The following is an 11,916-nucleotide window of genomic DNA, read 5'->3' as shown; positions in this document are numbered from 1 at the left end:
CCGGCCCGTTCCCGTAGAAACCGCGTATTAAGTTCCGGGAAACGGCACGGAAATCGAAAGATTTAAGACTGACACTGCACTGAGCGGCATCGCGGCCAGCCAGAGCGGCGCACGACCGGACACCCCGGCGGCATGACTTCCAGCGACATCAATGCGATTTCCGGCCCGCAAAGGGCCTTGGAGGATTCATGTTCAGGATTCGCGGTCGCCGTTCGGCGACCATTGTCGCGACGGTGGCGGCCCTCGCGGCGCTCACCGCCTGTGGCGCCAAGACCGACGACAGCAGCTCGGCCTCGGCGGCCGGCGCGACCATCGACACCTCCGGATCGTCCATCAAGGTCGGTCTGCTCAACTCGCTCTCCGGCACCATGGCGATCAGCGAGGTGACCGTCCGGGACTCGCTCAAACTGGCGATCGAGGAGATCAACGCGGGTGGGGGCGTGCTCGGCAAGCAGATCGAGCCGGTCAGCGAGGACGGCGCGTCGGACTGGCCGACCTTCGCCGAGAAGTCCCAGAAGCTGATCAGCCAGGACAAGGTCGCGGCCGTCTTCGGCTGCTGGACCTCGGCCTCCCGCAAGGCGGTCAAGCCGGTCTTCGAGAAGAACAAGTCCCTGCTGTTCTACCCGGTGCAGTACGAGGGCCTGGAGCAGTCGCCGTACATCTTCTACACCGGCGCCACCACCAACCAGCAGATCGTGCCGGGCCTCGACTACCTGAAGGCGCAGGGCAAGACCTCGCTCTACCTGGTCGGCTCGGACTACGTCTTCCCGCGCACCGCCAACAAGATCATCAAGGCGTACGCCGAGGCCAACGGCATGAAGGTGCTCGGCGAGGACTACGCCCCGCTGGGCTCCACCGAGTTCTCCACGATCGCCAACAAGGTGAAGGCGGCCGGCGCGTCGGCGATCTTCAACACCCTCAACGGCGACAGCAACGTGGCGTTCTTCAAGGAGTACAAGTCGGCCGGGCTGACCGCCGAGAAGATGCCGGTGGTCTCCGTCTCGATCGCCGAGGAAGAGGTCAAGAGCATCGGTACGCAGTACCTCGCCGGCCAGCTGACCGCATGGAACTACTACCAGACCACCGAGGGCGCGGCGAACGAGAAGTTCGTCAAGGCCTACAAGGCGAAGTACGGCGCGGACAAGCCGACCAGTGACCCGATGGAGGCCGCGTACACCTCGGTCTACCTGTGGAAGGCCATGGTCGAGAAGGCCGGCTCGTTCGACGTCGAGAAGGTCAAGGCGGCCGCGGCGGCCGGCGGGATCACCTACGACGCCCCCGAGGGCAAGGTCACCGTGGACGGCCCGACGCAGCACATCTACAAGACCGCCCGGATCGGCAAGGTCGGCGACGACGGCCTGATCAAGGAGGTCTGGAACTCCGGCGAGCCGATCAAGCCGGACCCCTACCTCAAGGGCTACAGCTGGGCGACCGGCCTCTCCTGACCTGCGCGACGGCGGGCCGCTCCGTTCGGGGCGGCCCGCTGGAAGGGGTTCACCGTGACTCTCGTCCTCAGCCAACTCTTCACCGGCATCAGCATCGGCGCGGTGCTGCTGCTCATCGCGCTCGGCCTGTCGCTGACCTTCGGCCAGATGAACGTGATCAACATGGCCCACGGCGAACTCATCATGGCCGGCGCCTACACCGTCTACATGCTCCAGAAGGTGATCGGCGGGGCCGGGTTCTCGCTGCTGGTGGCCCTGCCGGTGGCGTTCGTGGTGGCCGGCCTGATGGGCGTCCTGATCGAGGTCCTGCTGATCCGCCGGCTCTACGCGCGGCCGCTGGACACCCTGCTGGTCACCTGGGGTGTCTCGCTGCTGCTCCAGCAGGCGGCCCGGGACCTGTTCGGCGCGCCGAACGTGCAGACCCGCGCGCCGTCCGCCCTGACCGGCAGCATCCACCTCACCGACGACCTGGCGATCTCCAGCAGCCGGGTGTTCATCCTGGCCCTGGCCCTGATCGCGGTCGCCGCGGTGACCGTCGTGCTGAAGACCACCCCGCTCGGCCGGCGGATCCGCGCCGTGATGCAGAACCGCGACCTGGCCGCCGTCTCCGGGCTGGCCACCGGCCGGGTCGACCGGCTGACCTTCTTCATCGGCTCCGGCCTGGCCGGCATCGCCGGGGTCGCGCTCACCCTGATCGGCCCGATCGGCCCGACGATGGGCACCAACATCATCGTGAACGCGTTCCTGGTGGTCGTGGTCGGCGGCATCGGCCAGCTCAAGGGCACCGTGATCGTGGCGTTCGTGCTCGGCATCGTGCAGTCCATGGTGGAGTACACCACCACGGTCAGCGTGGCCAGCGTGATCGTCTTCGTGGTGATCGTCGCGTTCCTGCAGTGGCGCCCGCAGGGCCTGTTCACCCTCCGGACAAGGAGCCTGGCATGACCGGCTGCACCGCAGCGAAGCAAGGGCCAGAAGGGCATGCCGAAGGGAGCACAGCATGACAACGCTCCAAGATCCGCCGGTGGCCGTCGAAGCGTCGGCGGCCAAGGCACCCCGTCGCTTCCACGCCCTGATCGGCTTCGGCCTCGCGGCCGTTGTGCTGTTCGCGCTCGCGCCGGTCGCCCTCGGCGACTTCCGGCTCGGCCTGCTCGCCAAATACCTCTGCCTGGCCATCGTCGCGGTCGGCATCGGCCTCGCCTGGGGCCGCGGCGGCATGCTCACTCTCGGCCAGGGCGTCTTCTTCGGGCTCGGCGGCTACGCGATGGCCATGCACCTCAAGCTGGCCGACGCGGGTCCCGGTGAGCTGCCCGATTTCATGCAATTGTACGGACAGCTCGACGCCTTGCCCTGGTGGTGGAAACCGTTCGCCAACCCGGCCTTCGCGCTGGCCGCCACGGTGCTGCTGCCGATGCTGGTGGCGTTCCTCCTGGGCTTGCTGATCTTCCGGCGCCGGGTCCGCGGAGCGTATTTCGCGATCCTCTCCCAGGCGCTCTGCGCGGCCTTGGCGATCTTCCTGATCGGGCAGCAGGGCACCACCGGCGGCACCAACGGGCTCACCGACATCCAGGGCTTCTTCGGGTACGACCTGAACGACCCGATCAACCGCCGGATGATCTATTTCATCGTGGCGGCGGCCCTGCTCGCGGTGCTCGGCGTCGCCTGGCAGCTGATGCGCAGCCGCTTCGGCGAGCTGCTGGTCGCGGTCCGGGACGGCGAGGAGCGGGTCCGTTTCCTCGGCTACGACCCGGCCAACGTCAAGCTCGTCGCGTACGTCGTCGCGGCCGGCATGGCCGGACTGGCCGGCGCCCTGTTCGTCCCGGCGGTGGGGATCATCTCCCCCGCGATGATCGGTGTCGTGCCGTCGATCGAGTTCGTGATCGGGGTGGCCGTCGGCGGCCGGGCCAGCCTGATCGGCCCGGCGCTCGGCGCGATCGCGGTGGCCTGGGCGAAGACGGCGCTCTCCGAGAAGCTCCCGTCGGCGTGGACGTACTTCGAGGGCCTGCTCTTCATCCTGCCGGTGGTCTTCCTGCCCGGCGGGCTCGCCTCCCTCGCCATGTACCTGCGCCGGCGCCGCTCCACCAGCACGGAGGTGACCTCATGAGCGGGCTGGTCGTCCGGGACCTGCAGGTGGTGTTCGACGGCTTCGTGGCCGTCGGCGGCGTGGACCTGACCGTGCCGTCCGGTGACGTACGGTTCATCATCGGGCCGAACGGCGCCGGCAAGACCACGCTGATCGACGCGATCACCGGCCTGGCGCGGGCCACCGGCGCGGTCACCTTCGACGAGCACGAGCTGCTCGGCCGCAAGGTGCACAAGATCGCCAGGCTGGGCGTGGGCCGGACGTTCCAGAACTCCACGGTCTTCGAGGAACTCACCGTGCTGCAGAACCTGGACATCGCGGCCGGCTGGCACCGCGGCCCGCTCACCCTGCTGCGCCGCCGCTCGTCGGTACCGCCCGAGGTGCAGAACGCCCTGGAGACGGTCCGGCTGACCGCGGTGCGCGACCAGCTGGCCGGCACCCTGCCGCACGGGCAGAAACAGTGGCTGGAGATCGGCATGCTGCTGGTGCAGAACGCCAAGCTGTTCCTGCTCGACGAGCCGGTCGCCGGGATGAGCCACGAGGAACGCGACGCCACCGGCGAACTGCTCGGCGAACTCAGCCGGGAGCACACCGTCGTGGTGATCGAGCACGACATGGACTTCCTGCGGCGCTTCGCCCGGTCCGTCACGGTGATGCACGCCGGGAAGGTCCTCTCCGAGGGCACCGTCGCGCAGGTGCAGGCAGACCCGAAGGTCCAAGAGGTCTATCTCGGACATCCGGTGGAGGCGTGATGCTGCGATTCGAGGACATCCACTGCGGGTACGGCCGGAGCGTCGTCCTGCACGGCGTCTCGCTCACCGTGCCGTCCGACGGGGTCGCGGCGGTCCTGGGCCACAACGGCGCCGGCAAGAGCACCCTGCTGCGCGCCGCGGTCGGCCTGCTCAAGCCGCGCTCCGGTGCCATCCTGCTGGACGGCGAGGACATCACCAGGCTCGCGCCGCACGACCGGGTGGCGCGCGGCATGGCGTACGTCCCGCAGGGCCAGCAGAGCTTCCCGCACCTCACCGCGCTGGAGAACCTGCAGCTGGTCGCGGACGGCCGCAAGGACGGCCGGGAGGCCACCGCCGAGGCGCTGGACCTGTTCCCGGCCCTGAAGGAGCTGCTCGGCCGCCGGGCCGGCCTGCTCTCCGGCGGCCAGCGCCAGCAGCTGGCCCTGGCCCGGGCCCTGATCACCCGGCCCCGGCTGCTGCTGCTCGACGAGCCGACCGAGGGCATCCAGCCGTCGGTGGTCGCCGAGATCGAGCAGACCATCCTGGCCCTGGCCGCCCGCGGCGGCCTGTCGGTCCTGCTGGTCGAGCAGCACGTCGGTTTCGCCCTGCGCGCGGCCCAGCAGTACTACGTCCTGGAAGCCGGCCGGGTCACCTCGACCGGCGACGGCGGAACGGACGCCGAGCCGACCGTCCGGCAGGCCCTCACGGTCTGATCCACCAGCCACCGGACCCGGCCCGCCTCGCGGAGAGGTGGACCGGGTTCGAGGCATGTGTAAGTTAGGTAACCGCCTATATACTCCTCGTGAGCGACCCGCCGTCGACCGCTCTGGTGCAAACACGCTTTGGTGCAACTAGGAACGTCACCGCCAACAGTGTCGCCACGACTGGGAGCACCGCTTGCCGGACTACTACTTCTTCCTCAGCTATGCGCGCGGCGACGACCGGGATTCGGTCAAGCAGTTCTTCAACGACCTTTCCGCCGAGGTCCGTTCCTACGCGGGCCTGCCGCCCACCTCGACCGTCGGTTTCCTCGACGTGGAGATGCAGGTCGGCGAGTCGTGGGCGCGGACGCTGATGAGCGCGCTCGGCATCTGCCGCACCTTCGTGGCCCTGATCTCCCCGCGCTACCTGATCAGCGAGCCCTGCGGCCGGGAGTGGGCGATCTTCTCGGATCGGCTCAGCCGGCTCGAGGACGGCGATCCCTCGGTCGATCCGCCGCCGCTGATCCCGCTGCTCTGGCTGCCCCCGCCCCGGCTCCCGGCCGCCATCGAGGCCCGGCAGTACCTCAATCACGGCATGCCGGAGGCGTACGGCCGCACCGGCCTACGGCAGATCATCCGGCTCACCCGGTACCGGGACGACTACCTGGAGATGCTCGCCCGGCTGGCGCAGCAGATCGTCGAGGTCGCCACGTCCGGCCGGCCGGTGCCGACGCATCCGAACCCGCTGCCGTTCGAGCAGGTGCACAGCGCCTTCCACGAGACCGGCGCGGCGCCGGCGCCCGCGGTCAGCCCGGCCGACCTGGTGAAGTTCATCGTCGCCGCGCCGTCCCGGGCCGACCTGGCCGGCCAGCTGCTGCCCGGCGTCGACCGTGACCCGCGGTTCTACGGCGAGTTGCCCGAGCAGTGGGCGCCGTACCGGCCGCATCTCGATGCGCCGATCGCCGACCGGGCCCGGCAGGTGGCGCTGGAGCACCAGTTCCACGCGATGGTGACCGACCTGGACGGCCTGCGGGAGCACCTCGACAGCGACGAGGACACCACCGACTGGATCATCGTGCTCCTCGTCGACCTGTGGGTCACCGGCCTGTCCCGGCACCGGAACGCGCTGGCCCGGTTCGAGGAGGCCGACGACGTGGCGGCGACCTCGGCGGCGGCCTCGGTGCTGGTGCCGGCCGGGCACGACGACGAGCAGACGAACACGTACCTGAGTCAGCTGACCGCGACGCTCAGCCAGGTGTTCGGGCGGCGGATGAGCGCCCGGCTCGACTCGTTCCGGAGCGTGATCATCAGCCCGCAGTCCTTCGACGCCGACCTCGGCGTCGTGCTGGAGCGGTCCCGCAACCGGATGTTCCGCACCAAGACGGTGCAGCATCAGCTCCCGGCCCGGTCCGGCCAGCGGCCGATCCTCCGCGGCCCCTGATCGCTGCGAGGTCCACCCCCGACCGCCGCCACGGCCACCACCAGGGAATGGAGTCCCGACCATGACGCGCTCGCCGCACGACCGCGACTCAGGTCAGATCGTGACTTTCTACTCCTTCAAGGGTGGCACCGGCCGCACCATGGCGGTGGCCAACGTGGCGTGGATCCTGGCCGCCAACGGGCATCGGGTCCTCGCCGTCGACTGGGACCTGGAGTCACCCGGGCTGCACCACTACTTCCGGCCGTTCCTGGCGGACAAGAAGCTGCGGCACTCCCGCGGCGTGATCGACATGATCCGGGACTTCGCGGCGGCGGTGGTCGACCCGGCCGCCGATCCCGGCGAACCGGACTGGTACCAGCGCTACGCCGACGTGGAACGCGAGGCGGTGTCCCTGACCTGGAGCTTCCCGGGGCACGGCCTGATCGACCTGCTCCCCGCCGGCCAGCAGAACGCCGCCTACTCCGGCACGGTGAGCACCTTCGACTGGGCGGCGTTCTACGAGCGCCTCGGTGGCGAGGAGTTCCTCCGCGCCCTCCGGGTGAACATGTCCCAGGGGTACGACTACGTGCTGATCGACAGCCGTACCGGGCTCAGCGACTCGGCCGGCATGTGCACGGTCAACCTGCCGGACACCGTGGTCAACTGCTTCACCCTCAACGAGCAGAGCATCGACGGCGCGGCCGCGGTCGCGGAGTCCATCGTGCGGCTCAGCAGTCGCCGCCCGGTCCGGATCCTGCCCGTGCCGATGCGGGTCGAGGACGCCGAGCTGTTCAAGCTCGAGACCGGCCGGGACCACGCGCGGCAGCGGTTCGAGCCGTTCCTGCGACTGGACCCGGATGCCGCGGCCGCGTACTGGGGTGACGTCGAGATCCCGTACAAGCCCTTCTTCGCGTACGAGGAAATCCTGGCCACCTTCGGTGAGCGCGCCCGGCAGGAGCACTCGCTGCTCTCCTCCTTCGAACGCCTGACCGGCATCATCACCGAGAACGCGGTCACCGAGCTGCCGCCGATGGACGAGCGCGAACGGCGCCGCTGGCTGTCCACGTTCGAACGCCAGAAGCCCTCGATCAACCCCCGCACGATGATCAGCTACGCCTCGATCGACCGCACCTGGGCCGACTGGATCGCCGGCGAGCTGGAACAGATCGGCCAGTCGGTCACCCTCCAGGAGATCGAACTGGCCGCGATCTCGTCCGAGCCGGGCACCGACCCGATGCCCGCCGACGGCCCGGCCGCCCGGCTCGTCGTCCTGATCTCCCACGACTACCTGCGCTCACCGCAGGCCGCGTGGCTCTGGGACCAGGTCGCCGAGCGTGAGTCGGCCGGCGGCAACCTGCTGCGGATCCGCATAGACAACAGCCGGTTGTCCGCACCCTTCACCGAGCCGCACCGGGCCCGGGAGCTGGAGCTTTTCGGCCTCAGCGAGGAGCAGGCCCGGCCGGCCCTGCTGAGCGCCTTCGACCAGCCGCACCTGGAGCCACCCACCGGCGTCGACCGGCAGGCGCAGCGGTCCGCCTCGCGGTTCCCGGCGAACATCCCGCCGGTCTGGAACACCCCGCAGCGCAACCCGACCTTCACCGGCCGGACCCGGCTGCTGGAAGAGCTGCGCGACCGGCTGCTGATCAGCGTCACGGCGACCTCCCCGCAGGCGCTGCACGGGCTCGGCGGCGCCGGCAAGACCCAGATCGCGCTGGAGTACGTCCACCGGTTCGCCGCCAACTACGACATCGTCTGGTGGATCCCGGCCGAGCAGCCCAGCCTGGTCCGCGCCGCCCTGTCGGAGCTCGCCGAGGCACTGGACCTGCCGACCGGGCCGAGCACCGCCGAGACGGTCGACGGCGTGCTGGACGCCCTGCGGCGCGGTGAGCCCTATCGCCGCTGGCTGCTGGTCTTCGACAACGCCGACCAGCCGGAGGAGATCCGGCAGTACCTCCCGGCCGGGGCCGGGCACATCCTGCTCACCACCCGGAACCTCGCCTGGGGCCGGTACGTCACGGCCACCGAGGTCCCGGTCTTCACCCGGGTGGAGAGCGTCAGCCTGATCCGCCGGCTGGTGCCGGCGATCTCCGAGCCGGACGCGGAAATGATCGCCGGAAAGCTCGGCGACCTACCGCTCGTGATCGAGCAGGCCGCCGCCTGGCTGGCGGCGACCGGCATGCCGGCCAGCGCGTACTCCGAACTGCTCGACACCGAACTCCCCCGCATGCTCCGGGAGAATCCCCCACCCGGGTACGAGCAGACCCCGGCCGGCACCTGGCGCCTGTCGCTGGAACGCATCCGCGCCGACCTCCCGGCCGCGGCGCGCCTGCTCGAGGTGTGCGCGTTCTTCGCCCCCGAGCCGATCCCGATGCGCCTGCTCTACAGCAGCACGTTCATCGCCCTGCTCCAGCGGCTCGATCCGAGCCTGCAGGACCCGCTGCTGATCGGGCGGCTGGTGCAGGAGATCGGGCGGTACGCCCTGGCCCGTTCCGACACCGGTCAGGGCACCATCGAGATGCACCGGCTGGTGCAGACCGTGGTCCGGTCGGAGATGACACCCGAGGACCGGGAGTCGACCGAGCGGAGCGTGCACGACGTCCTCGCCGCGGCCAATCCGAAGGAACCCGACGAGCCGAAGACCTGGCCCGACTACCGCCTGATCCGCCGGCACCTGGAGCCGACCGGGGTGCTCAACTCCCCGGTGCCCGCCGTCCGGCAGCTGGTCATCGACATGGTGCGCTACCTCTGGCGGATCGGTGACTGGCAGGACAGTCAGGAGCTCGGCGAACGCGCCCTGATCGCGTGGCGGCGCGGCGGCGGGCCGGACGACACCACCACACTCTGGCTCCGCCTGCACATGGCCAACGCGATCCGCTCCCAGGCCCGGTACGCCGAGACCTACGAGATCGACAACGAGGTGCACGAGCTGCTGCTGGGATCGGTCGGGCAGGAGCATCCGTACGTCGTGATGAGCATCAGCGGGCTCGCCGCCGACCTCAAAGGACTGGGCCGGTACCAGGAGTCGCTGGCCCTCGACGACCAGGCGCTCTCGCTGGCGATCCGGGTGCTCGGCGCGGAGGCACCCCGGACCATCTTCGCGATGAGCAACAAGGCGCTGTCGCTGCGGTTCATCGGCGACTTCCGCCAGGCGACCGAGCTCGACGAGACGGCCTACCAGCTGTCCAGCAAGATCGGGCTGCACCGGCCGTACGCGCTCCGGGTGGGCGCCAGCCTCGGCCGCGACTATCGGGACCTGGGCCGGTTCACCGACGCGCAGCGACTGCTGCGGCAGGTCATGCTCCGGTCGACGGACGTGAACGGGCCGGCACACGAGCTGACGCTGATCATCGCGCGGATCCTCGCCGTGACCCTGCGCAAACTCGGCGAGCTGAGCAAGTCACACGACCTGACCCGGGACATCAAGCCCAAGCTCGAACGGCGTCTGGGCCGCAACCACCCCGAGGCGCTCGCCTGCCTGAACGACCTGGCCAACATCCAGTCCGCGCTGGGCGACGACCGGGCCGCCCAGGCGACTGCGGAGAGCGCCCTGCGCCAGTACGACGCGAGGTTCGGCCCGGACCACCCGTCGACCCTGGCCTGCCGGAACAACGTCGCGATCTTCACGCGCAAGCTCGGGAACCACGAACACGCCCGGGCGATCAGCGAGGAGGTCATCGACCGGTTCCGGATCATGCTCGGCCCGGACCACCCGTACACGCTGGCCTGCCTGGTCAACCGGGGCAACGAGCTGTTCGACGGCGGCGACCTGCCGGGCGCGCGGGCCAACGACCGGGACGTGTACGAACGCCTCGCCTCCTCGCTCGGGCCGAAACATCCCGACACCCTGGCCGCGATGAGCAATCTGGCGATCACGCTGGCCGCCCTCGACGAGCAGGTCGAAGCGCGACGGCTGCGGCAGGACGCGCACAACCTGTTCCGCGAGACGCTCGGACCCGATCACCCGAACACCGGCGCCCCGATCGAGGAACGCCGCCTCAACTGCGACATCGACCCGCCGTCGCTATGAGCTCCGCGCCGACGCCAGCCGGGCACGGTTCAGGTCCGGGGAGATCTGGCTGCTGATGTGGTCGATCAGTTTTTGCTGGTCGGCGCAGTAGACGGTGGGGTTCGCGAAGCCGTTCTCGGCGCGGTGGCGGTGGGCGTAGAGGCCGCCGCCGCAGACCTGGACCAGGCGGCAGCCGCGGCAGGTGGCGCAGAGCGCGGAGACGCCGTCGCGCTGGGCTCGGATCGCCGGGTGCCGGAGCGCCTCGTCCAGACTGTTGTCGAAAACGGTCAGCCCGGTGGCGGCTGCGCCCTCGCCGACGGTCTTCAGCGCGTCGCTCTGTTCGATCGTGCCGTCGGTCTCGATCGTCACGTAGTCGATCGGGGTCAGCCCGACCGACTCGGCCCGGCTCGCGCCTCCGACCAGCAGGGACATGATGGAACTGAACAGCCGGACGTCGGTCCGGTAGGACGGCGAGCGGTACCAGCGGTCGAAGATCGGGATGAGCCAGTCGGCGTAGGGGGTGCTCGAGGCGTCCGCGGTGCGCAGCGGTGGCGGCGTCGTCCAGTTGCCGTGCGGCAGGAGCAGGTCGATCCGGGGCGGGTCGAAGGCCAGCAATCCCTCGTAGACCTCGATCGGATCCTCGCGGACGTCGATCGTGCAGAGCAGGCCGCGGTACAGGTGCCGATAGCGATCCTGGCCCAGCCGGTGCAGGCCGGCCGCGACCCTGTCGTAGCTGCCGCCGCCGTGGGCGAAGCGCCGGTGCCGGTCGTTGACGGCCCGCGGGCCGTCCAGGCTGACCCCGACGCCGACCTGCTCCTCGGCCAGCATGTCCAGCATCGGCGGGTCCAGCAGCAGACCGTTGGTCTGGACGGCGAACTCCAGGCGCGTGGTGCCACCGGCCGACGCACGGACCCTGCGCACCACGTCGCGGACGACCTCCGCCCCGGCGAGCAAGGGCTCTCCGCCGTGCAGGACGACGGCCGCCTCGGCGGGGCGCCAGGTGCGAAGATGGTCGCCGATCCGGGCGGCGGCGGCCGCCACCGTCTCCGGTGCCATCACCCGGGGACGTTCACGCCAGGACTGATCAGCGTGTTCGTAGACGTAACAATAGTCGCAGGCCAGATTGCACCGACTGTGTAGCTTCAGGAGAAACTGCCGGAACGGCGACACATCCGGGGCGACGGGCATTCAGCTGACGAAATTGTTGAAGGATCGTCCCGGACGCGATTCACCACTGCGGGCCTGGACGAGAACTGCCATGAGAACCGGATTCTCCACGGCCTCAAGATCAAATTCTGCCCACCGGATGGGAGCGATCGGGATGACGCGCGCATCCAGATCCACGTCAGGTTCCATGCCAGCCCTTCACTGCACCCTCAGCCGAAAACGCGGGCCGAGCCTAGCGCACCGAAGGCTTGACACCATCGCCCGGTCCTGCGTGTCGACTAAGATCATCAGTACCGGGGGCGCCCCGCTGGGTAATCGCTAAATCACGCGTCGTGAATGCTCACGGAAACGGTTTGTGGAGCCCGA

At 69.7% G+C, this 11,916-nt stretch carries 9 protein-coding genes; 7 read left to right on the top strand and 2 right to left on the bottom strand.

The window, feature by feature from the left end:
* Positions 1 to 188 precede the first annotated feature (188 nt).
* From urtA to fxsT, 7 genes are all read left to right on the top strand, one after another.
* Entirely contained in the window at positions 189 to 1,445 is a 1,257-nt protein-coding gene (gene urtA / locus Apa02nite_RS04165) for an urea ABC transporter substrate-binding protein (RefSeq protein WP_203823907.1), read from the top strand.
* 54 nt (positions 1,446 to 1,499) lie between these two features.
* Positions 1,500 to 2,387 carry an urea ABC transporter permease subunit UrtB gene (gene urtB / locus Apa02nite_RS04160; RefSeq protein WP_067683802.1) on the top strand — a complete coding sequence of 296 codons (888 nt, stop codon included), beginning with the start codon at positions 1,500 to 1,502 and terminating at the stop codon, positions 2,385 to 2,387.
* Positions 2,388 to 2,442: 55 nt separating this feature from the next.
* Entirely contained in the window at positions 2,443 to 3,546 is a 1,104-nt protein-coding gene (urtC, locus tag Apa02nite_RS04155; protein ID WP_239164115.1) for an urea ABC transporter permease subunit UrtC, read from the top strand.
* Positions 3,543 to 4,277 carry an urea ABC transporter ATP-binding protein UrtD gene (gene urtD / locus Apa02nite_RS04150; protein WP_203823906.1) on the top strand — a complete coding sequence of 245 codons (735 nt, stop codon included), beginning with the start codon at positions 3,543 to 3,545 and terminating at the stop codon, positions 4,275 to 4,277. Before urtC ends, urtD begins: the two co-directional genes overlap by 4 nt.
* Positions 4,277 to 4,969, top strand: coding sequence for an urea ABC transporter ATP-binding subunit UrtE (gene urtE / locus Apa02nite_RS04145; RefSeq protein ID WP_203823905.1), 693 nt, complete (start codon positions 4,277 to 4,279; stop codon positions 4,967 to 4,969). The genes urtD and urtE overlap by 1 nt, the downstream gene beginning before the upstream one ends.
* A 184-nt stretch (positions 4,970 to 5,153) precedes the next feature.
* Positions 5,154 to 6,398 carry a TIR-like protein FxsC gene (locus tag Apa02nite_RS04140; protein WP_203823904.1) on the top strand — a complete coding sequence of 415 codons (1,245 nt, stop codon included), beginning with the start codon at positions 5,154 to 5,156 and terminating at the stop codon, positions 6,396 to 6,398.
* 61 nt (positions 6,399 to 6,459) lie between these two features.
* Positions 6,460 to 10,404 carry an FxSxx-COOH system tetratricopeptide repeat protein gene (gene fxsT / locus Apa02nite_RS04135; protein WP_083970786.1) on the top strand — a complete coding sequence of 1,315 codons (3,945 nt, stop codon included), beginning with the start codon at positions 6,460 to 6,462 and terminating at the stop codon, positions 10,402 to 10,404.
* On the opposite strand, the gene Apa02nite_RS04130 is transcribed toward fxsT, so the two are convergent.
* Positions 10,399 to 11,571, bottom strand: a complete 1,173-nt coding sequence (locus Apa02nite_RS04130; protein WP_203823903.1) for an FxsB family cyclophane-forming radical SAM/SPASM peptide maturase — start codon at positions 11,569 to 11,571, stop codon at positions 10,399 to 10,401. The genes fxsT and Apa02nite_RS04130 overlap by 6 nt on opposite strands.
* Positions 11,572 to 11,727, bottom strand: a complete 156-nt coding sequence (locus Apa02nite_RS04125; protein WP_157441073.1) for a hypothetical protein — start codon at positions 11,725 to 11,727, stop codon at positions 11,572 to 11,574.
* Positions 11,728 to 11,916: the final 189 nt, after the last annotated feature.

Source organism: Actinoplanes palleronii, assembly GCF_016862315.1.
GTDB lineage: Bacteria > Actinomycetota > Actinomycetes > Mycobacteriales > Micromonosporaceae > Actinoplanes > Actinoplanes palleronii.
Note: the sequence above shows the minus strand (reverse complement) of the source record. Positions and strands in the feature narration are given on the sequence as shown.

Bases quoted from the DNA above. Each gene is read 5' to 3' on its own strand.
- urtA (WP_203823907.1), top strand. From the start codon at position 189: ATGTTCAGGATTCGCGGTCGCCGTTCGGCGACCATTGTCGCGACGGTG.
- urtC (WP_239164115.1), top strand. From the start codon at position 2,443: ATGACAACGCTCCAAGATCCGCCGGTGGCCGTCGAAGCGTCGGCGGCC.
- urtD (WP_203823906.1), top strand. From the start codon at position 3,543: ATGAGCGGGCTGGTCGTCCGGGACCTGCAGGTGGTGTTCGACGGCTTC.
- urtE (WP_203823905.1), top strand. From the start codon at position 4,277: ATGCTGCGATTCGAGGACATCCACTGCGGGTACGGCCGGAGCGTCGTC.
- fxsT (WP_083970786.1), top strand. From the start codon at position 6,460: ATGACGCGCTCGCCGCACGACCGCGACTCAGGTCAGATCGTGACTTTC.
- Apa02nite_RS04130 (WP_203823903.1), bottom strand. From the start codon at position 11,571: ATGCCCGTCGCCCCGGATGTGTCGCCGTTCCGGCAGTTTCTCCTGAAG.